This window comes from Pseudomonas sp. LB1P83 (genome assembly GCF_054897885.1).
Genome location: NZ_CM142709.1, coordinates 5,568,475 through 5,589,409, shown reverse-complemented (window position 1 = coordinate 5,589,409; position 20,935 = coordinate 5,568,475). Strand labels below are relative to the sequence as shown.

Here is a 20,935-nt window from a genome sequence, read left to right as displayed (position 1 = left end):
GTTGACTGACACGCCGCCTTCGCGAGCAAGCTTCGCTCCTACGGGGGAATGTGTAGTTATCAAGAACAGTGGCGGCCTCGCGGTCAAAGGATGCCGCCTCTGTAACGATCAAAGATTTCCGGAGTACGCCATGGCCACCGCCATTCCCCTGAACGCGGGCACTGACCCCACCTTGAAGCAGCGGCTCAAGCACGCCGAGCGGATCAACCGCTGGAAGGCTCAGGCCTTGATCGCGCCCCTGGTGCTGTTTCTGTTGCTGGTGTTCCTGGTGCCGATCGTGGCGCTGCTCTACAAAAGCGTTGGTAACCCGGAAGTGGTCGGCGGCATGCCGCGCACCGTGGCAGCCATCGCCAGTTGGGACGGCCGAGGCCTGCCCGCAGAACCGGTTTACAAAGCGGCCAGCGAAGACCTCGCTGAAGCTCGCAAGAATCAGACTCTGGGCGATCTGTCCAAGCGCTTGAACATGGAATTGGCCGGCTACCGCAGCCTGCTGACCAAAACCGCCCGCGCCTTGCCGTTTGCCACCGAACCGGCCTCCTATAAAGAAGCACTGGAAGGCCTCGACGAACGCTGGGGCGACCCGGCCTATTGGCAAGCGGTGCGCCGCAACACCAGCAGCATCACGCCGTACTACTTGCTGGCGGCCGTCGATCACCGCATCGACGACCTCGGCGAAATCGCCCCGGCCACCCCCGATCAGGCGATCTACCTCGACATTTTCGCCCGCACGTTCTGGATGGGCCTGATCATCACCGTGATCTGCCTGGTGCTGGCTTATCCGTTGGCCTACCTGCTGGCGAACCTGCCATCACGTCAAAGCAACCTGCTGATGATTCTGGTGCTGCTGCCGTTCTGGACTTCGATCCTGGTGCGGGTCGCCGCGTGGATCGTGTTGCTGCAATCCGGCGGGCTTATAAACAGCGGCCTGATGGCGATGGGCATCATCGATAAACCGCTGGAGCTGGTGTTCAACCGCACCGGGGTTTACATCTCGATGGTGCACATCCTGCTGCCGTTCATGATTCTGCCGATCTACAGCGTGATGAAAGGCATCTCGCCGACTTACATGCGTGCCGCAATTTCCCTGGGCTGCCATCCGTTCGCCAGTTTCTGGCGGGTGTACTTCCCGCAGACCTATGCCGGTGTCGGCGCCGGTTGCCTGTTGGTGTTCATCCTCGCCATCGGCTACTACATCACCCCGGCCTTGCTGGGCAGCCCGAACGATCAGATGGTCAGCTACTTCGTCGCCTTCTACACCAACACCAGCATCAACTGGGGCATGGCGACCGCACTCGGTGGGCTGCTGCTGTTGGCGACTGTGGTGCTTTATCTGATTTACAGCTGGCTGGTAGGCGCCAGTCGCCTGCGCCTGAGCTAAGGGGAGAATGAAATGCTGAGTCCTTATATGTCGCCCATCGAACGGGTGTGGTTCTACAGCTTGCGGATTCTCTGCGGCCTGATTCTGTTGTTCCTGATTCTGCCGGTGCTGGTGATCATTCCGCTGTCGTTCAACTCGGGCAGCTTCCTGGTGTATCCGCTGCAAGGCTTCTCGCTGCAGTGGTATCACGACTTTTTCGCTTCGGCGGAATGGATGCGAGCACTGAAGAACAGCATCATCGTTGCCCCGGCGGCGACGGTGCTGGCAATGATCTTCGGTACGCTGGCGGCGATCGGCCTGACTCGCGGTGATTTCCCGGGCAAGGCGCTGGTCATGGCCCTGGTGATTTCGCCGATGGTGGTGCCGGTGGTGATCATCGGTGTGGCGAGCTATCTGTTCTTTGCGCCGCTGGGCCTGGGCAACAGCTTCTTCTCGCTGATCGTGGTGCATGCGGTGTTGGGCGTGCCGTTTGTGATCATTACGGTGTCGGCGACCTTGCAGGGGTTTAACCACAACCTGGTGCGCGCCGCTGCCAGTCTGGGGGCTTCGCCGCTGACGGCGTTCCGCCGGGTGACGTTGCCGCTGATTGCGCCGGGTGTGATCTCGGGTGCGCTGTTTGCCTTCGCGACGTCGTTCGATGAAGTGGTGGTGACGCTGTTCCTCGCCGGTCCCGAGCAAGCGACCTTGCCACGGCAGATGTTCAGCGGTATCCGCGAAAACCTTAGCCCGACGATTGCTGCCGCTGCGACGCTGCTGATCGCTTTCTCGGTGATCCTGTTGCTGACCCTTGAGTGGCTGCGTGGCCGCAGCGAAAAACTGCGCACCGCGCAGGTCTGATTAGCTTTTGATTTTGTAGGAGCGAAGCTTGCTCGCGAGAGGCCATAACATTCAGCATCAATGTTGACTGACATGGCCTCTTCGCGAGCAAGCTTCGCTCCTACATTAGATTTGTGATATTCCCATGTTTGGTCATTCACAGCCTGAATAGCAGACAAACCCCAATCCCCAGCTACTATTGTGCCCAGCTCCCCTACTCATAAGAGGCTGCGCACGATGAGTCTTTCCTCTTTCAAAATCGCTCACAAACTGATCACCGGCGCAGGTGCCATCGAGCAACTGGCCGCCGAACTCACCCGCCTGGATGTCGACAACCCGCTGATCGTCACCGACGCTGCATTGGTCAAGTCTGGCACGGTCGAGCTGGCGCTGGCGCAATTGGGTGATCGGACCTACGAGATTTTCGACCGGGTGCTGCCGGACCCGGAAATCGCCATCGTCGAAGACTGCATGCGGGTTTACCGCGAGGGCGGGCACGACGGCCTGATTGGCCTCGGCGGCGGCAGCGCCATCGACATCGCCAAAAGTGTCGCGGCCTACGCCGGTTATCACGGCGCGCTGGAGGATTTGTTCGGCATCGATCAGGTACCTCGTAAAGGCCCGCCGCTGATTGCCATCCCGACCACGGCCGGCACCGGTTCGGAGGTGACCAACGTGGCGATCCTCTCCGACAAGGTCGCGCAGCTGAAGAAAGGCATTGTCAGCGACTATCTATTGCCGGACGTGGCGCTGGTCAGCCCGCAGATGACCCTGACGTGCCCGCGCAGTGTCACCGCGGCCAGTGGCGTCGACGCGCTGGTGCATGCCATCGAATCCTACCTGTCGCTGAACGCCTCGCCGATCACCGATGCCTTGGCCATCGGCGCCATCAAGCTGATCGCCAACGCACTGCCCAAGGCCTACGCCAACCCGTCCAACCTGCAAGCCCGGGAAGACATGGCCACCGCCAGCCTGATGGCCGGCATGGCATTCGGTAATGCCGGGGTCGGCGCGGTGCATGCGTTGGCGTATCCGCTGGGCGGGCGTTTCAATATCGCCCACGGGGTCAGCAACGCCTTGTTGCTGCCGTACGTCATGACCTGGAACAAGATGGCTTGCGTGGAGCGCATGCAGGATATTGCCGAAGCCATGGGGGTCAAGACTGCGCACCTGAGCGCCAATGAAGCGGCGGACAAAGCCGTGGAGGCCATGACCGCGTTGTGTGCGGCGGTAGAGATCCCGCCAGGCCTGCGCAGCTTCGGTGTGCCCGAGGACGCCATCCCGGCCATGGCCGTGGAAGCCGCGGGGATCGAGCGCCTGATGCGCAACAATCCACGCAAATTGAGTGCCGTCGATATCGAGAAGATCTACAGAGCGGCGTACTAGAGCCTGTCGTGACTTATTGATCGAAGGCAGCCCAATCATCGCGGTCACAGTGCGCGCGTCAAAGCATGAGGTATACAATGCGCGCCATCGTGATTCTGCTCAAAAAAGGTGCGTCATGCAGCCCTTCGTCATTGCTCCGTCGATTCTCTCCGCCGACTTCGCCCGCCTGGGTGAAGAAGTGGACAACGTCCTGGCCGCCGGCGCCGACTTCGTGCACTTCGATGTCATGGACAACCACTACGTGCCGAACCTGACCATCGGCCCGATGGTCTGCGCCGCGCTGCGCAAGTACGGCGTGACCGCGCCGATTGACGCCCACCTGATGGTCAGCCCGGTGGACCGCATCGTCGGTGACTTCATCGAGGCCGGCGCGACCTACATTACGTTCCACCCGGAAGCCACGCAGCACGTCGACCGTTCCCTGCAACTGATCCGCGAGGGCGGTTGCAAGTCGGGCCTGGTGTTCAACCCGGCGACGCCGCTGGACGTGCTCAAGTACGTGATGGACAAGGTCGACATGATCTTGCTGATGAGCGTCAACCCGGGCTTCGGCGGGCAGAAGTTCATCCCCGGCACCCTCGACAAGCTGCGTGAAGCGCGCGCGCTGATCGATGCCTCCGGCCGGGACATCCGCCTGGAAATCGATGGCGGCGTCAACGTGAACAACATTCGTGAAATCGCTGCGGCTGGCGCCGACACCTTCGTCGCCGGCTCGGCGATCTTCAATGCACCGAACTACCAAGAGGTGATTGAAAAGATGCGTTCCGAACTGGCGTTGGCTCGTCCATGAGTGGCTTTGAGCAGCTGTTCCCGGGGCGTCTGCCGCGGCTGGTGATGTTCGATCTGGATGGCACGCTGATCGATTCGGTCCCCGACCTCGCGGTGGCTGTGGATAACATGCTGCTCAAACTCGGGCGTCAACCTGCCGGCCTCGAGTCGGTGCGTGAGTGGGTCGGCAATGGCGCGCCGGTGCTGGTTCGCCGTGCGCTGGCCGGTGGTATCGACCATTCGACGGTCGACGACGGTGAAGCCGAAGGCGCACTGGAGATTTTCATGGAGGCTTACAGCGAGAGCCATGATCTGACCGTGGTTTATCCCGGTGTGCGTGACACCCTGAGATGGCTGCACAAGCAGGGTGTCGAGATGGCGCTGATCACCAACAAGCCGGAGCGCTTCGTCGCGCCGCTGCTGGATCAGATGAAGATCGGTCGCTACTTCAAGTGGATCATCGGTGGCGACACCCTGCCGCAGAAGAAGCCCGACCCGGCGGCGCTGTTTTTCGTGATGAAAATGGCCAACATCCCGGCCTCGCAATCGCTGTTTGTCGGCGATTCGCGCAGTGATGTGCTGGCGGCGAAAGCGGCGGGGGTCAAGTGCGTGGCCCTCAGCTATGGCTACAACCATGGCCGGCCGATTTCGGAAGAGTCGCCGGCGCTGGTGATCGACGACCTGCGCAAGCTAATTCCCGGTTGCCTGGATCCGGCCGCTGAGATAACGTTGCCCGACGCTGTTCAACCCCCTTCTGGAAACGCCATCGTGGTGGTCACTCGCAAACTCTGGATGAAAGTCATCAAGGCCCTGGCCCGCTGGCGTTGGCGCGCCTGACTCGATTCTGGCCGGCTTTCCGGCGCGTTTGCATACCTGACTGTTAGCACCTCAAGCCACGAGGCTACCCCATGATCCGCGAAGAATTCCTGCGTTTGGCCGCTGCCGGCTATAACCGTATCCCGTTGGCCTGCGAAACCCTGGCCGACTTTGACACGCCGCTGTCGATCTACCTGAAACTGGCTGACGAGCCGAACTCCTACCTGCTGGAATCGGTGCAGGGCGGGGAGAAGTGGGGCCGTTATTCGATCATCGGCCTGCCGTGCCGCACTGTGCTGCGGGTTCACGATCATCACGTCAGCGTGACCCACGACGGCGTCGAGATCGAAAGCCTTGAAGCCGAAGACCCGCTGGCCTTCGTCGAAGAATTCAAAGCCCGCTACAACGTGCCGACCATCCCTGGCCTGCCTCGTTTCAATGGCGGTCTGGTGGGTTACTTCGGTTACGACTGCGTGCGCTATGTGGAGAAGCGTCTGGGCAAGTGCCCGAACCCGGATCCGCTGGGCGTGCCGGACATTCTGCTGATGGTCTCCGACGCGGTGGTGGTGTTCGACAACCTCGCCGGCAAGATGCACGCCATCGTGCTGGCCGATCCATCGCAGGCAGATGCCTTCGAACAAGGTCAGGCACGCCTGGAAGAGCTGCTGGAAAAACTCCGTCAGCCGATCACCCCGCGTCGTGGCCTGGATTTCAGCAAGCAACAGTCGGCTGATCCTGTCTTCCGTTCGAGCTTCACCCAGGACGATTACGAAAAAGCCGTCGACACCATCAAGGAATACATCCTGGCCGGTGACTGCATGCAGGTCGTGCCGTCCCAGCGCATGTCGATCGACTTCAAGGCGGCGCCGATCGATCTTTACCGGGCGCTGCGCTGCTTCAATCCGACGCCTTACATGTACTTCTTCAACTTCGGCGACTTCCACGTCGTCGGCAGTTCGCCGGAAGTGCTGGTGCGGGTCGAAGACAACCTGATCACCGTGCGCCCGATTGCCGGCACTCGCCCACGCGGGGCCAACGAAGAGGCGGATCTGGCACTGGAAAAAGACCTGCTGTCGGACCACAAGGAAATCGCCGAGCACTTGATGCTGATCGACCTGGGCCGTAATGACACCGGTCGGGTTTCGGAGATAGGTTCGGTGAAGCTCACCGAGAAAATGGTCATCGAGCGTTATTCCAACGTGATGCACATCGTCTCCAACGTCACTGGCCAATTGAAGGCCGGGCTGACGGCGATGGACGCACTGCGGGCGATCCTGCCGGCGGGCACGTTGTCGGGCGCTCCGAAGATTCGTGCGATGGAAATCATCGACGAACTGGAGCCGGTCAAGCGTGGCGTCTACGGCGGGGCGGTGGGCTACTTCGCCTGGAACGGCAACATGGACACCGCAATTGCGATCCGCACGGCAGTGATCAAGAACGGCGAACTGCATGTGCAGGCCGGTGGCGGCATCGTCGCCGACTCGGTGCCGGCGCTGGAATGGGAAGAAACCCTGAACAAGCGCCGCGCCATGTTCCGCGCCGTGGCCCTGGCCGAACAAACCCCGGATAACTAATTCACATAAAAAACGCGGCGCCTGCGAGGGCGCCGCGTTTTTTATGCCTGCCATTCCCCCGCAGGAGCTGCCGAAGGCTGCGATCTTTTGATCTTGTTCCTCGGTCACCCCCAATGCCGCCAAAAGATCGCAGGCTGCGCCAGCTCCTACGCAAACCGATGCGTCCTTTGGCGTGCGACGGATCAGAAGTCCAGCGCAACGCCAACGGTAAGCCCTTGCTGGGTAAAGTCATCATCCTTGCGGAACGTGTATCCGCCACGCAGCGCCAGATCAGCCGTCAACTTGTGGCTGACTCCCAGGCTCACGCGATTCAAGTGGCTTTGCGGTGTATAGCCGTCCAGTTTGAAGTCCAGGGACGGCAGGCTGTTGAGCGCGATGTTTACTTTCTGAGTGTCATCCTCGTATTCACGCTCATACGCGTATTCGCCGAACACTTGAGTCTGCGCGGTGATCTGATACTTACCCTGCAGACCGGCGCCCAGACGTTTTGAATCGCGAGTCTGATCATCAAAGGTCAGCGCCGTGGAACGAGTGCTGTTTTCCGAATAGCCATCAACTTCCACTTTTGCGTAATCGGCGCTGATGAATGGCGACAGGTGCCACTCGCTGCCCGGTTGCGCAATGTCGTAGCCAAGGCGAGTGCTGAAGGCCCAGAGATCTCCATCGGTATCACCTTTCTCCGCACCTTCGCTGGCACCCAGGTCGAATTTGCGTTTGAGGTTGTCGTAATCCAGCTTGCCGCCGGTCAGCGCGGCATCGGCCCACCAGCGATTCTGCTGGAACTGGGCGAAGGCGGTGGCCAGGTAGCTGTTGAGTTTGTAGTCCGAATCGTTATTGCCTGCTTCCAGGTTCTGACGATAGGAACCCGCCGCCACACCGACGCGCCAGGCGTCATTGAGACGATAGCTGCCGCCGATGTTCAGGTTGTAACCGTCGCCGTCGGCGCTTGCTCCGCTGTTTTGGCTATCGACATCCAGATGCTGGCCGCCACCGGCGACAATGGCGCGCCATTGACCGACCGCCTGCCAGTTCTCCCAGTCCGATTGCCATTGGCTGCGCAGTTCATCCTGGTGCGCACGCAAGGTGGCGTGGGCCATTTCCGGCAACAACGTCAGCTCCCAAGGCGCTGCCAGTAAGGAATAGGCGTAGTCGGAAATCAGTTTTTGCCCGGCTTCGGTCGGATGAACCCCATCGTTATAAATCAGCTTGGTGGGATCCGGGGTGGCACTGTTGATGCCATACGCAGGGTTTTCGGTGCAGCTGTTACCGCTGAAGCAAGTCGCCGTCAGGCTCTGGCCGGTAGCAAAACCGAATCGAGCCGGATCGGCGAAAGTTTCCTGCAACAACAGCGGAATGTTCAGCGGGATGATTTCGGCATTGATCCCTGCGAGTCGAGTGACCAGTTGCCGGTTGAAGGCAGAGCTCAGTAGTGAGGTGGGTGTCTGCTGGGGCGTGCCATTGATGGCGGGCGTCAAACCCAGGTCGGGCAGCAGCCATACCGCGATGTACCGGGCGCCGGCGGTGTGCAGAACCTGGACGCTGTCGGCCAGTCGATCCGCAGCGGCATTCGCCTGAGCGCCACTTTGGACACGTCCCTGAAGAAAATCGTTACCACCCCCGGAAATGTAATACAGCGCATTCGGATCGGCGCTGAAGTTGTTTGTCGGCAGATAGCCCGGGCGTGTGCGTTCGCCCGTGGCGGATGCGCTGGTGATAGAGGTGAGGATCTGGTCAGTGCGGTAACCGCCAACGGCCCAGTTATTACCATCCGGTAGACCCTGGCTCGCCCGTGCTGCCGAGGTTGAAGCGGCCGTCTGGTCCGGTGAAAATCCGAGCCTTCCACCCAGCAGTTGGGTCGAGTTGGCGGAGTAGACTTCGCCGCTGCCGTCCAGGTAAACCGGTCCGGTGCGGTTGGTGAAGCGCAGGGTCGAGCCGGGAGGGCCGCCCGTGTCGGTAAACTGTCCGGCATCGTTGAGGCTATCGCCGAAGACGATGAAATTCGAATAGGGGTTGGGCGCCGCGATCGCCTGGGTGCAGGCCATAGTGAGCAAGCAGCCGGCAAGCGGTATAGCCAACGTCTGTCTGATCATGAGCAAGTCCGTTTGTTATTGTTGTAGTGAGCAAAACGATAGTGCCAAAAACTATAGAGCCTGTTGCCGTTCGGCGCGAACCCGTCAATTGTTTCAAGAGCTTCCATCGCCCCATATTGCACGCTCTGCCCAGCTAAGTTACTGTGCCAAGACGTATAAATGAGACCTTCCCCGTGTTGATCGTCAGCAAACTTCTGGATCAAGTCATCAAGGCACACGCCCGTTGGCGTTGGCGCGCCTGAATCCTTCTGCCGGCCTGGCCGGATCTTTACCGCTTTGCCTTCTTTACCCGCAAGACAAACCGCTTTGCAGCGCGACTCCAGCGACTGACAAAGTGCAGGACGCTGCGGGTAACTCATTCGAAGGCTGTATTCAAAGTCAGTAAATTCAAGAGGTTCTTAACGCCATGTTGCTGATGATCGATAACTACGACTCTTTTACTTACAACGTTGTGCAATACCTCGGTGAGCTCGGCTCCCAGGTCAAAGTCGTGCGCAACGATGAGCTCACCATCGCCGAAATCGAAGCCCTCAATCCTGAGCGGATCGTCGTTTCCCCCGGCCCTTGCACGCCGAACGAAGCAGGCGTGTCGATTGATGTGATCAAACATTTTGGCGGTAAATTGCCGATTCTGGGCGTCTGCCTGGGGCATCAGTCCATCGGCCAGGCCTTTGGCGGCGATGTGGTCCGCGCCCGTCAGGTCATGCACGGCAAAACCAGCCCGGTGTTCCACGAGGACAAGGGCGTTTTCGAAGGCCTGAACCATCCGCTGACGGTCACCCGCTATCATTCACTGATCGTCAAACGCGAAACCCTGCCCGATTGCCTGGAACTGACCGCATGGACCCAGCTCGAAGACGGCTCGGTTGACGAGATCATGGGCTTGCGCCACAAGACATTGAACATCGAGGGTGTGCAGTTCCACCCCGAGTCTATCCTCACCGAGCAGGGCCACGAGCTGTTCGCAAACTTCCTCAAACAAACCGGCGGCACGCGCTAAGGACTTTTCATGAATATCAAGACAGCCCTGAGCCGTATCGTCGATCACCTCGACCTCAGCACCGATGAGATGCGCGATGTGATGCGCGAAATCATGACCGGCCAATGCTCGGATGCGCAGATCGGCGCGTTCATGATGGCCATGCGCATGAAGAGCGAAAGCATCGACGAGATCGTCGGCGCGGTGTCGGTCATGCGCGAGCTGGCGGACAAGGTCGAACTCAAGACCCTCGACGGAGTAGTCGATGTCGTCGGCACCGGCGGTGATGGTGCAAACATTTTCAACGTTTCGACGGCGTCCTCCTTCGTGGTGGCGGCAGCGGGTTGCACCGTGGCCAAGCACGGTAACCGTGCGGTGTCGGGCAAAAGCGGTAGCGCTGACTTGCTTGAGGCAGCCGGTATCTACCTGAACCTGACCCCGGTCCAGGTGGCGCGCTGCATCGACAACGTCGGCATCGGTTTCATGTTTGCCCAGACCCATCACCGTGCCATGAAGTACGCCGCCGGCCCGCGCAAGGATCTTGGCCTGCGTACCCTGTTCAACATGCTCGGCCCGCTTACGAATCCGGCCGGCGTGAAACATCAGGTGGTGGGCGTGTTCAGTCAGGCGTTGTGCCGGCCATTGGCCGAGGTCTTGCAACGACTGGGCAGCAAGCACGTGTTGGTGGTGCATTCAAAGGATGGCCTGGACGAGTTCAGTCTGGCGGCGCCAACCTTTGTGGCAGAACTGAAGAATGACCAGATCACTGAATATTGGGTCGAGCCAGAAGACCTGGGTATGAAAAGTCAGAGCCTGCACGGCCTGGCAGTGGAAAGTCCGGCGGCGTCCCTTGAGCTGATTCGCGATGCCTTGGGCAAGCGCAAGACCGAGAGCGGTCAGAAAGCCGCCGAGATGATCGTGCTCAATGCCGGTGCGGCGCTGTACGCGGCCGACCTGGCGACCAGTTTGAAAGAAGGCGTTGCCCTGGCGCACGATGCGCTGCACACAGGCCTCGCTCGGGAAAAACTTGAGGAGTTAGGTGCATTTACCGCGGTATTCAAAGTGGAGAATGAGGGATGAGTGTACCGACGGTTCTGGAAAACATTCTGGCCCGCAAAGTCCAGGAAGTTGCCGAGCGTAGCGCCCGTGTGAGTCTGGCGGAGCTGGAAAGTCTGGCCAAGGCGGCCGATGCACCCCGTGGTTTCGCCAAGGCACTGATTGCTCAGGCCAAGCAGAAACAGCCGGCAGTCATTGCCGAAATCAAGAAAGCCTCGCCGAGCAAAGGCGTGATCCGCGAGCACTTCATTCCCGCCGACATCGCAAAAAGCTACGAGAAGGGCGGCGCGACGTGTTTGTCGGTGCTGACCGATATCGATTATTTCCAGGGCGCCGATGCGTATCTTCAACAGGCCCGGGCGGCGTGCAACCTGCCGGTGATCCGCAAGGACTTCATGATCGATCCTTACCAGATCGTCGAAGCCCGAGCCTTGGGCGCTGACTGCGTGCTGTTGATCGTCTCCGCGCTGGATGACGTGAAGATGGCCGAGCTGGCGGCCGTGGCCAAAAGCGTCGGTCTCGATGTGCTGGTGGAAGTCCACGACGGCAACGAGCTGGAGCGGGCCCTGAAAACCCTCGACACGCCACTGGTCGGCGTGAACAACCGCAACCTGCACACCTTCGACGTCAGCCTGGAGACCACGCTTGACCTGTTGCCACGGATCCCGCGTGATCGTTTGGTGATTACTGAAAGTGGCATCCTCAACCGGGCCGATGTCGAACTGATGGAAATCAGCGACGTGTACGCGTTCCTGGTGGGCGAAGCGTTCATGCGCGCCGAGAGCCCGGGCACCGAGTTGCAACGTCTGTTCTTTCCTGAACGCGGCGGTCCGGTCGGCGGTTCTACGCTCGACTGATTCAACGCAGACCGAGTCGACCCCATCGCGAGCAGGCTCGCTCCCACAAGAGATCTACTAGCACCGCAGATCCAGTGTGGGAGCGAGCCTGCTCGCGATGGCGGCATAAGTAGCACCACAGACTTTATGCCCCATGGATTACCTTATGACCTCAATCGTCTCTTTGACTGTCGAAGCCGGCCTACAGGCCGAACAGAATCTGCTGGCATCGGTCTGTGCCGGCGACGCTGAATTTGGTCTGCTGTTCTGGCAACCCAATGACCGCGCACTGGTCATGCCCCGACGCTTGAACCGTCTGCCAGGCTTCGAAGCAGCATGTGACGTATCAGCCGCCGCCGGTTGGCCAGTGCTGTTACGTGAAACCGGCGGTGAGCCAGTGCCGCAATCGGCCTCCACCATCAACATCGCACTGGTCTACGCGCCACCGCGCAGCGAGGGCGACCAGAATCGGATTGAAACCGCTTACCGCCGTCTCTGCGACCCGATTTGTCAGTTACTCGATGAGCTGGGCGGTGTTTCGTCTTTGGGCGAAGTCGACGGCGCATTTTGCGATGGTCGTTTCAACGTCAACCTCGACGGCCGCAAAATGGTCGGCACCGCTCAGCGCTGGCGCCAGAGCAAGGGTGGCCAACGTCCGGTGGGATTAGTGCACGGAGCTTTGTTGCTGGATAACGAGCGTGAATCGATGGTCGCCGCGGTCAATCGCTTCAACGAAGCGTGCGGTCTTGAACAGCGGGTGCGCGCCGAAAGCCACATTGCCCTGCATGAGAAGTTTGCCGCGCCCGATGCGCTCGGGCGGCTTGATACGCTTTATCGCCAGTTGCTGGCAGATATGCTCGCCGTTTAGCGCGTACCGAAGACCACCATGGTCTTGCCTTTGACGTCCACCAGGTTGCGTTCTTCCAGATCCTTGAGCACGCGACCGACCATCTCACGTGAACAACCGACAATACGGCCGATTTCCTGACGGGTCACTTTGATCTGCATGCCGTCCGGGTGGGTCATCGCATCCGGCTGTTTGCACAACTCCAGCAGGCAGCGGGCGACGCGACCCGTTACGTCGAAGAACGCCAGGTCACCGACCTTGCGCGTGGTGTTGCGCAGGCGCTGTGCGATTTGTCCGCTGAGCACGTAAAGAATGTCTGGATCTTGCTGGGACAGTTCGCGGAATTTTGTGTAACTGATTTCCGCCACTTCACACTCGATCTTCGCGCGCACCCAGGCACTGCGCTCCTGTTCGAGCCCCGCTTGTTCAAACAGACCCAGCTCACCGAAAAAGTCCCCGGAGTTCAGGTAGGCGATGATCATTTCGCGACCGTCGTCATCCTCGATCAGGATCGTGACCGAGCCTTTGATGATGAAGAACAGCGTTTCCGAGCGATCACCGGCGCAAATGATGTTGCTCTTGGCCGCATAACGACGGCGTTGGCAATGCATCAACAGCTTGTCGAGGTTCTTGATCTTGGGGGTTGGGGCAATAGCAACCATGGTTGTATCCCGAAAAGACTTCACGGTGTGTTTGGTTTTTTTATGAGTCGCTGATGACGGTTGCGGCAAAGGCTGGCCATGCGCCAGCGAATTGGCGCCAGCTTAACAGACACTTCCTGTAATATTCGAGCATTTACCTACGGCTCGGAAGGTTATGCCTACAAATGCCGGGCACTGTCAATCCGGGGCCCTGTGCTAAGCTGGCGACCCTTTTTTTATGCAGTGGAGTCTGGCGATGAAGGCACGCATCCAATGGGCTGGCGAAGCCATGTTCCTCGGTGAATCCGGCAGCGGTCACGTCGTGGTCATGGACGGTCCGCCCGATGCAGGCGGTCGCAACCTGGGTGTCCGGCCGATGGAAATGCTCCTGCTGGGTGTCGGTGGTTGCAGCAATTTCGACGTGGTCAGCATCCTCAAGAAGTCCCGTCAGGCCGTCGAAAGCTGTGAAGCCTTCCTCGAAGCCGAGCGTGCGACCGAAGATCCCAAAGTCTTCACCAAGATCCACATGCACTTCGTGGTCAAGGGCCGCGGGCTGAAAGAAGCCCAGGTCAAACGCGCTATCGAACTGTCGGCCGAGAAGTATTGCTCGGCGTCGATCATGCTTGGCGCGGCGGGCGTGGCGATTACCCACGACTACGAGATCATCGAACTCGGTTGAATCGACATTCAACTATCATAAAAGCAGTGCAGACTCTGGCGATCCCAAGCTGACGTCTGCATAATGCGCCACTTTTTTCAGGGTCGTGGTCCGTCATCGACAGGCTGCGAACCCGAACAGACAACCAAAATCGCCATCGCGAAGAGGTGTTAACCGTCCTACGCAGGTGCGTTGTTCGCATCTGACGGGCATGCTTGATCACGCGGCCCGGGCCGCAATACATAGAGAGTTTTTAACGGTGAAAAGCAAACTCAAGCTCCACGGGTTCAATAACCTGACAAAGACCTTGAGCTTCAACATCTATGACATCTGCTACGCGGAAACCCCGCAGGACCAACAGGCTTACGTCGAGTACATCAATGAAGAGTACAACGCGAAGCGCCTGACGCAGATCCTCACAGAAGTTGTCGATATCATTGGTGCCAACATCCTGAACATCGCCAGTCAGGACTACGATCCACAGGGTGCCAGCGTCACGATTCTGATCTCGGAAGAGCCGGTGACCCCGACCGACAGCCAGATCGAAGAGTCGCCGGGTCCGTTGCCCGAGATTATCCTGGCCCACCTCGACAAGAGCCACATCACGGTGCACACCTACCCGGAAATCCATCCGGACGACGGCATTGCGACATTCCGTGTGGACATTGACGTGTCGACCTGTGGCGTCATTTCACCGCTTAAAGCGCTCAACTTCCTGATTCACCAGTTCGATTCGGACATCGTGACCGTGGATTATCGCGTGCGCGGTTTCACCCGTGACGTCGAAGGCAATAAGCACTTCATCGATCACGAGATCAACTCGATTCAGAACTACCTCTCCGACGACACCCGCGACGCGTACCAGATGACCGACGTGAACGTGTACCAGGAAAACCTGTTCCACACCAAAATGCTGTTGAAGAACTTCGAACTGGATAACTACCTTTTCGGTGACGCGACCAACAACCTGTCCCCTGAGCAGCGTGCTCAAGTGACTGATCGTGTGAAACACGAAATGCTCGAAATCTTCTACGCGCGCAACATGCCGAGCTAAGATTTTCGGGTACAAAAAAAGGCGACTACCTCACGGCAGTCGCCTTTTTTATGTCTGTCGCAAAAAAAACCTGTAGGAGCGAGGCTTGCCCGCGAAGAACGATAACGCGGTGTTTCGGTAAGACCTCGTAACGGCCTTCGCGGGTAAGTCGGGTCGCCGCATCGCTTGCTGCTACGAAAAGCCCCTTGAATCAGATCCGATAAGTACTCTTGGTCATCACCTTGGCCATCAAGCTCATCCCGAACTTCACCGGTGCCGGAAAACGAAAGCCTCCAGCCTCCAGCGCACTCTCGGCATGATGTTCTTCATCAACCCGCATCTGCTCAAGAATCGCCCGGGATTTTTCGTCTTCCGCGGGCAATTGCTCAAGGTGCTCGTTCAAGTGCTTGCACACCTGATGCTCGGTGGCGGCCACGAAACCCAGGCTGACCTTGTCGCTGATCAATCCGGCCACGGCGCCAATCCCGAACGACATACCGTAGAACAGCGGGTTGAGTATGCTGGTGTGGCTGCCCAACTGTTTGATGCGTTGCTCGCACCAGACCAGGTGATCAATTTCTTCTTCGGCAGCATGTTCCATGGCGGCACGCACGTGCGGCAGCTTGGCAGTCAGGGCCTGACCCTGATACAGCGCCTGGGCGCAGACTTCACCGGTATGGTTGATGCGCATCAAACCGGCAACATGGCGGGTGTCTTCGTCACTCATTTGCGCATCCGGCTGCACGATGGCGGGCGACGGACGGTACGGCTGGCCACTGAAAGGCAGCAATGTACGCATCGCGGCATCGGCTTGCAGCAGAAGACGGTCAATCGGCGAGTAGTGACGCTGGGTAGTCATGCTGACCTCCGGGAAGAATCTCGGCGGCCAGTTTAACCCAATCGGCCGGGGGAAGGTTTGCGCTGGGTCATTGGAGTTTCCCGATCCCTGTAGGAGCGAGGCTTGCCCGCGAAGGCGGTGTACCAGGCGACATCTATGGTGACTGTCAAATCGCTTTCGCGGGCAAGCCTCGCTCCTACAAAGGGCAGGGCCTTTGGATCAGCCCGGCGGCCAGTGCATCTGGCGCTGACCCAGCACATGCATATGAATGTGATAGACAGTCTGCCCACCTTCTTCATTGCAGTTCATGACAACGCGGAAACCTTTTTCGCAGCCCAGTTCCAAGGCGAGGCGCTGGGCAGTGAACAGAATGTGCCCGGCCAATGCCTTGTCGTCCTCGGTGAGGTCGTTAAGGGTGCGCACCGCTTTTTTCGGAATGACCAGAAAATGCACAGGTGCCTGTGGGGCGATGTCGTGGAAGGCCAGTACTTGGTCGTCCTCGTAGATGATCTTTGCCGGGATTTCCCGGTTGATGATCTTGCTGAACAGAGTATCCACAGCTGTTTCTCCGTTGTTTGGGCTGGCCTGAGTGTACTCATCGGTTATCCCCGAGCCCAGCCTTTTACCTTGAGACATGGTCAGCGCGGGCAGTAGGCCTTGTTGACCATGCCAGCGACTGTCCGGATCAGCCAGCGAGAGCCGAGCCGTGGCAGAAAAGCGCGCCAGCGGTTCCCGCGACCCGGAATGATGATCGCGCGATTTTTCTCCATGGCCCGCACGGTATACAGCGCCACTTCTTCGGGACTCATCAGCATCGTGCTGTCGGCCAGTTTGGCGGTGTCCAACTGCGCGGTGCGGAAGAACCCGGTGCGTGTCGGGCCGGGGCAGAGCACCGAGACTTTGACCGCGCATTTCTTCAGCTCGACGCGCAACCCTTCGGAAAAGTGCAGCACATAAGCTTTGCTGGCGTAGTAAGTGCTCATCCATGGGCCGGGATGGAATGCCGCCATTGAAGCGACGTTCAGAATCTGCCCGCCCCCTTGCAAGGCCATGCTGTTTCCGATGGCATGGCACAAGCGGGTGAGTGCCAGGATGTTCACTTCGATCAGGTCCTGCTCGGTCATCCAGTCCTGGGCCAGAAAGGGCCCGCAGGTGCCGATGCCGGCGCAGTTGATCAGCAAATCGATTTGCCGGTCACCTTCTTCCAGTTCCAGCAGGAACCCGGACAGCCGTAACGGCTCGCCGAGGTCACAGGCGCGGAACAATACTTCCACGCCGAACCGTTGGGTCAGTTCAATTGCAATACTTTCCAGCTGATCACGCTGTCGGGCCACCAGAATCAGGCTACGGCCACGGCGGGCCAGCGCTTCGGCCATCGCCAGGCCGATGCCACTGGAAGCGCCAGTGATCAGAGCGTAACGGGTCATGCAGTTCTCCATCGCAACAGCTCCGCGCCAGCGACGCGGGTGTCACGGGCGGGGAGCGCTGTTCATTCTTTCGCAGAGTCTACAGGGGCCGGGGCTTATTCGGCTTCTTCCTCTGCGGAATCCGCTGCTTGCTCCGCCTCTTGCGCTGGCTCGACTTCAACTTCGTCGGTAGTTACCGAGCTGCTGTCATAGCTGGTTTCGGCAGCACTTTCGTATTCCTGCTGGATGGCAGTAATGCCGCCGGCCAGTGCGCCAATGAAAACGAGCGCGATGAACACGACCCAGAGCGAAGACAGCACCTTGACTGCGGTAGTGTTAGGCGGAGGCGGCGCGCCGTATTGATTGGGAATGTTGGTGCCCGGAGCGATCATGATCACAAACGGGAAGAAGCTGCCCACGAACGGCACAAGGTTCAGCAACCAGAGCCAGCCAGACCAGCCGATGTCGTGCAGACGCTGCACGCTGATCTGAATGCTGACGACCGCCATGGCAATGAACAGGATGAACGCAACCAGGCCACCGAGAATCAGGCCTGCGGTCGAATCGGCGCTGATGATGGCGAAGGCGAAAATGGCCAATACCGAACCGACGGCCAGCGTGACCAGCGTCAGGGACATCGTCCAGGCCAGATAGCGCAAACGACCGATGCGGCCTTCGACGCTGAATGGCTTGAGTGGAGCATACGCGGGCAGGCTTTCGCCGACCGTGGCCCGGGGCGGTGCGTAAGGGGATGCGGGGTCGGCGAATACCGGTTGGCTGCTGGCGGGCGTATGTTCGCGGGCGTCGGCCAGGTTCAGCTCTATGGGCGATTCGCTTTCGATGCGAGCATCGATGCCGGTTTTCTTCAGCGCCTGAAGGTAGGTTTGCGCGTCGACCTGCGACAGGTCTTGTTTGAGCGTAACCGTCTTGCCAGTGAACAGTCGCTCGACAGCTGCGACTTCGCTTTTGTACAGCGCGGCGAGATTCTGTTTGGCAGTGGTGGCGTCAACGCCTGGCAGCAGAGCGCCGTCGAACACGATCTTGAAACGGTTGTCGCCCATTGCGAGGCATCCTTGTCGCGAGTTTTTGAATGAGGAAATGTTACAGGCGTGGAGTGTAAGGCCAGCCGGGGCGGGCTGGCCAAACATTCATCTCAGCGCGGCCAGCGTTTAGGCAGCTCCGCCGCCAGTTCCAGTGCCTTGCGGTACTCCGCGTCCAGCCGTGCGACCAATTGATCGACGCTCGGCAAGTCATCGATTTCCCCGACACCCTGGCCCGCGGACCATACGGTTTTCCAGGCTTTGGCTTCATCGCTGATCGGCTTGAGTTTAGAGCCGAAGTCGACCTCGCCTTTGCCTTGCAGTGCCGCCATGTCAAAACCGGCAGCCTCCAGGCTTTGACGCATGAAACTCGCCGGTACACCCGATACCGCCGGAGTGTGGACGATGTCCGCGGCTCTGGAAGTCAACAACATCTCTTTATAGGCGTCAGGTGCATGACTTTCAGTGGTGCCGATAAATCGCGTGCCGAAGTAGGCCAGGTCCGCGCCAAGCAATTGCGCCGCAAGAATCTCGTGGCCGTGGTTCAGGCAGCCTGCCAGCAGCAGGGTCTTGTCGAAGAACTGGCGAATCTCGGCAATCAGCGAGAATGGGCTCCAGGTCCCGGCGTGTCCACCGGCGCCTGCTGCCACGGCAATCAAACCGTCCACACCGGCCTCGGCGGCTTTCTCTGCATGGCGACGCGTCGTCACGTCATGGAACACCAGGCCGCCATAGCTGTGGACGGCATCGACCAGTTCTTTTACGGCGCCGAGGCTGGTGATCACGATCGGTACTTTGTGCTCGACGCAGATCGCAAGGTCCGCTTGCAGTCGCGGGTTGCTGTTGTGGACGATCAGGTTCACTGCGTAAGGCGCCGGGTTCTCCAGTGTCGCCAACCCTGCCTCGATCTCTTCCAGCCAGGCCTTGAAGCCGCTGCTCTCACGCTGGTTCAGTGCGGGAAAGCTGCCGACCACGCCGTTACGGCAGCAGGCGAGCACCAGTTGCGGATTGGAAATCAGAAACATCGGCGCTGCCACCACGGGCAGACGCAAACGTTGTTCGAGCAAAGCGGGCAGCGACATTGGAAGTACCCCGGTGAGTTGTGCCTATTGGAGTTAGAACGGCCGAACGACGACCAGAATTACGATAGCCAGCAATATCAGAACCGGCACTTCATTGAACCAGCGATAAAAGACATGGCTGCGGGTGTTTTCGCCACGGGCAAAACGTTTCACCTGTGCGCCGCACATGTGGTGGTAGCCGATCAGGATCACCACCAGGGTCAGCTTGGCGTGAATCCAGGCACCTTGACTGAAAATGCCTGGGTTAAGCCAGATCAGCGCGATACCGAAAATCAGGGTGGCGATCATCGCCGGGCCCATGATGCCGCGGTACAGCTTGCGCTCCATGAGGCTGAAGCGTTCCTTGCTGACGGTGTCTTCGCTTTGGGCGTGATAAACGAACAGGCGCGGCAGGTAAAACAGGCCGGCAAACCAGCAGACCATGCTGATGATATGAAGCGCTTTGAGCCACAGATAAAGCATTTTAGTTATTCCCAGGTTCACGGTAGCCCGAATAGTAGAGGCTTGAGCGGCCGCACGTCACCTAAGCGGTTGTCGCAGGACGATGCGGGCCCTATTATCGACGGCTTTCCAGTGGGTTCGTTGAGGGCAGGTTTATGGTCAAGGTCGGTATCGTCGGCGGCACGGGTTACACCGGTGTCGAACTGCTGCGTCTGTTGGCACAGCATCCGCAAGCTGAAGTGGTAGTGATCACTTCCCGATCCGAGGCCGGTCTGGCCGTGGCTGATATGTACCCGAACCTGCGAGGCCACTACGACGGACTGGCCTTCAGCGTTCCGGACATCAAGACGCTGGGCGCCTGTGATGTGGTGTTCTTCGCCACGCCTCACGGTGTTGCTCATGCGCTGGCCGGCGAACTGCTGGCGGCCGGGACCAAGGTCATCGACCTGTCGGCAGACTTCCGTCTGCAAGACCCTGTCGAGTGGGCCAAGTGGTACGGCCAGCCGCACGGTGCGCCGGAACTGCTGGAGGAAGCGGTCTACGGTTTGCCGGAAGTCAATCGCGAGCAGATCAAGGACGCTCGCCTGATCGCCGTGCCGGGTTGCTATCCAACGGCGACGCAATTGGGTTTCCTGCCGTTGCTCGAAGCCGGCCTGGCCGATACCACCCGTTTGATCGCTGACTGCAAATCCGGTGTCAGCGGTGCTGGCCGTGGCGCCTCTGTGGGGTCGCTGTACTCCGAGACGTCGGAAAGCATGAAAGCTTACTCCGTCAAAGGTCACCGTCACTTGCCGGAAATCCGCCAGGGCCTGCGTCGCGCAGCGGGCAAGGACGTCGGTCTGACTTTCGTTCCGCACCTGACGCCTATGATTCGCGGCATTCACTCGACGCTGTACGCGACCGTCGTCGATCGCTCGGTGGATCTGCAGGCGTTGTTTGAAAAGCGTTACGCCAACGAACCGTTCGTCGATGTAATGCCGGCCGGCAGCCATCCGGAAACCCGCAGCGTGCGCGGTGCCAACGTCTGCCGTATCGCCGTGCATCGTCCGCAGGACGGTGATCTGGTGGTGGTGTTGTCGGTGATCGATAACCTGGTCAAAGGTGCGTCGGGTCAGGCGGTGCAGAACCTGAACATCCTGTTTGGTCTGGATGAACGTCTAGGCCTGTCCCACGCCGGCATGCTGCCTTAGAAGCAGCTGCAAGCGGCAAGCGGCAAGTTGTAAGCCGCAAGCTTGAAGCTCACAGCTTGA

Annotated in this window: 22 protein-coding genes; 13 read left to right on the top strand and 9 right to left on the bottom strand. The window is 59.4% G+C overall.

The features are described from left to right. Positions 1-130: 130 nt before the first annotated feature. The 6 genes from ACYZTY_RS25720 (at position 131) to trpE (ending at position 6,738) form a co-directional block, all read left to right on the top strand. Positions 131-1,378, top strand: a complete 1,248-nt coding sequence (locus tag ACYZTY_RS25720) for an ABC transporter permease (RefSeq protein WP_282381944.1) — start codon at positions 131-133, stop codon at positions 1,376-1,378. A gap of 12 nt (positions 1,379-1,390) precedes the next feature. Beyond that, on the top strand, positions 1,391-2,215 hold the full coding sequence (locus tag ACYZTY_RS25715) for an ABC transporter permease (protein WP_008084123.1): 825 nt from the start codon (positions 1,391-1,393) through the stop codon (positions 2,213-2,215). A gap of 216 nt (positions 2,216-2,431) precedes the next feature. Continuing rightward, the gene (locus ACYZTY_RS25710) at positions 2,432-3,580 is read left to right on the top strand and encodes an iron-containing alcohol dehydrogenase (RefSeq protein WP_461955970.1); all 1,149 of its coding nucleotides are present in this window, start codon (positions 2,432-2,434) and stop codon (positions 3,578-3,580) included. Between the two features lie 115 nt (positions 3,581-3,695). Then, positions 3,696-4,370: a ribulose-phosphate 3-epimerase gene (gene rpe / locus ACYZTY_RS25705; protein WP_008035979.1), complete on the top strand. Its 675-nt coding sequence runs from the start codon at positions 3,696-3,698 to the stop codon at positions 4,368-4,370. Further along, complete coding sequence (locus ACYZTY_RS25700) at positions 4,367-5,185, top strand: phosphoglycolate phosphatase (protein ID WP_461955969.1); 819 nt, start codon at positions 4,367-4,369, stop codon at positions 5,183-5,185. Before rpe ends, ACYZTY_RS25700 begins: the two co-directional genes overlap by 4 nt. Before the next feature lie 71 nt (positions 5,186-5,256). After that, entirely contained in the window at positions 5,257-6,738 is a 1,482-nt protein-coding gene (gene trpE, locus ACYZTY_RS25695; RefSeq protein ID WP_461955968.1) for an anthranilate synthase component I, read from the top strand. Positions 6,739-6,920: 182 nt separating this feature from the next. On the opposite strand, the gene estP is transcribed toward trpE, so the two are convergent. Beyond that, positions 6,921-8,828, bottom strand: coding sequence for an esterase EstP (gene estP / locus ACYZTY_RS25690; protein WP_461955967.1), 1,908 nt, complete (start codon positions 8,826-8,828; stop codon positions 6,921-6,923). After that, positions 8,825-9,187, bottom strand: a complete 363-nt coding sequence (locus ACYZTY_RS25685; protein WP_461955966.1) for a hypothetical protein — start codon at positions 9,185-9,187, stop codon at positions 8,825-8,827. Before ACYZTY_RS25685 ends, estP begins: the two co-directional genes overlap by 4 nt. Before the next feature lie 47 nt (positions 9,188-9,234). Between ACYZTY_RS25685 and ACYZTY_RS25680 the strand changes: the two genes are divergently transcribed. From ACYZTY_RS25680 to ACYZTY_RS25665, 4 genes are all read left to right on the top strand, one after another. Next, positions 9,235-9,828: an aminodeoxychorismate/anthranilate synthase component II gene (locus ACYZTY_RS25680; RefSeq protein ID WP_033056198.1), complete on the top strand. Its 594-nt coding sequence runs from the start codon at positions 9,235-9,237 to the stop codon at positions 9,826-9,828. Positions 9,829-9,837: 9 nt separating this feature from the next. Further along, entirely contained in the window at positions 9,838-10,887 is a 1,050-nt protein-coding gene (gene trpD / locus ACYZTY_RS25675) for an anthranilate phosphoribosyltransferase (RefSeq protein WP_461955965.1), read from the top strand. Further along, positions 10,884-11,720 (top strand): indole-3-glycerol phosphate synthase TrpC, encoded by an 837-nt coding sequence (trpC, locus tag ACYZTY_RS25670; protein ID WP_461955964.1) that lies wholly within the window; start codon positions 10,884-10,886, stop codon positions 11,718-11,720. The genes trpD and trpC overlap by 4 nt, the downstream gene beginning before the upstream one ends. A gap of 145 nt (positions 11,721-11,865) precedes the next feature. Beyond that, a complete protein-coding gene (locus tag ACYZTY_RS25665) occupies positions 11,866-12,567 on the top strand; it encodes a lipoate--protein ligase family protein (RefSeq protein WP_461955963.1) in 702 nt (233 codons plus the stop codon). Here the strand turns inward: ACYZTY_RS25665 and crp are convergent. After that, entirely contained in the window at positions 12,564-13,208 is a 645-nt protein-coding gene (gene crp / locus ACYZTY_RS25660; RefSeq protein WP_207284802.1) for a cAMP-activated global transcriptional regulator CRP, read from the bottom strand. The genes ACYZTY_RS25665 and crp overlap by 4 nt on opposite strands. Positions 13,209-13,443: 235 nt before the next feature. Between crp and ACYZTY_RS25655 the strand changes: the two genes are divergently transcribed. Next, positions 13,444-13,866 carry an OsmC family protein gene (locus ACYZTY_RS25655; RefSeq protein WP_007941657.1) on the top strand — a complete coding sequence of 141 codons (423 nt, stop codon included), beginning with the start codon at positions 13,444-13,446 and terminating at the stop codon, positions 13,864-13,866. A gap of 238 nt (positions 13,867-14,104) precedes the next feature. Further along, positions 14,105-14,899 (top strand): adenosylmethionine decarboxylase, encoded by a 795-nt coding sequence (gene speD / locus ACYZTY_RS25650; protein ID WP_461955962.1) that lies wholly within the window; start codon positions 14,105-14,107, stop codon positions 14,897-14,899. Positions 14,900-15,089: 190 nt separating this feature from the next. Here the strand turns inward: speD and coq7 are convergent, their stop codons facing one another. The 6 genes from coq7 to hemJ all read right to left on the bottom strand — a co-directional run bounded on the left by coq7 (position 15,090) and on the right by hemJ (position 19,706). Further along, the gene (coq7, locus tag ACYZTY_RS25645) at positions 15,090-15,737 is read right to left on the bottom strand and encodes a 2-polyprenyl-3-methyl-6-methoxy-1,4-benzoquinone monooxygenase (RefSeq protein ID WP_461955961.1); all 648 of its coding nucleotides are present in this window, start codon (positions 15,735-15,737) and stop codon (positions 15,090-15,092) included. A gap of 198 nt (positions 15,738-15,935) precedes the next feature. Beyond that, positions 15,936-16,274, bottom strand: a complete 339-nt coding sequence (locus tag ACYZTY_RS25640; RefSeq protein WP_461955960.1) for a histidine triad nucleotide-binding protein — start codon at positions 16,272-16,274, stop codon at positions 15,936-15,938. An 80-nt stretch (positions 16,275-16,354) separates the two neighbouring features. Then, positions 16,355-17,143: an SDR family NAD(P)-dependent oxidoreductase gene (locus ACYZTY_RS25635; RefSeq protein WP_461955959.1), complete on the bottom strand. Its 789-nt coding sequence runs from the start codon at positions 17,141-17,143 to the stop codon at positions 16,355-16,357. Positions 17,144-17,238: 95 nt separating this feature from the next. Next, on the bottom strand, positions 17,239-18,183 hold the full coding sequence (locus ACYZTY_RS25630; RefSeq protein WP_461955958.1) for a DUF805 domain-containing protein: 945 nt from the start codon (positions 18,181-18,183) through the stop codon (positions 17,239-17,241). Positions 18,184-18,275: 92 nt separating this feature from the next. Next, positions 18,276-19,244, bottom strand: a complete 969-nt coding sequence (locus ACYZTY_RS25625; RefSeq protein WP_461955957.1) for an NAD(P)H-dependent flavin oxidoreductase — start codon at positions 19,242-19,244, stop codon at positions 18,276-18,278. A gap of 33 nt (positions 19,245-19,277) precedes the next feature. After that, positions 19,278-19,706, bottom strand: a complete 429-nt coding sequence (gene hemJ, locus ACYZTY_RS25620) for a protoporphyrinogen oxidase HemJ (protein ID WP_461955956.1) — start codon at positions 19,704-19,706, stop codon at positions 19,278-19,280. A 134-nt stretch (positions 19,707-19,840) separates the two neighbouring features. On the opposite strand from hemJ, the gene argC reads away from it, so the two are divergent. Continuing rightward, positions 19,841-20,875 (top strand): N-acetyl-gamma-glutamyl-phosphate reductase, encoded by a 1,035-nt coding sequence (argC, locus tag ACYZTY_RS25615; protein WP_461955955.1) that lies wholly within the window; start codon positions 19,841-19,843, stop codon positions 20,873-20,875. Positions 20,876-20,935: the final 60 nt, after the last annotated feature.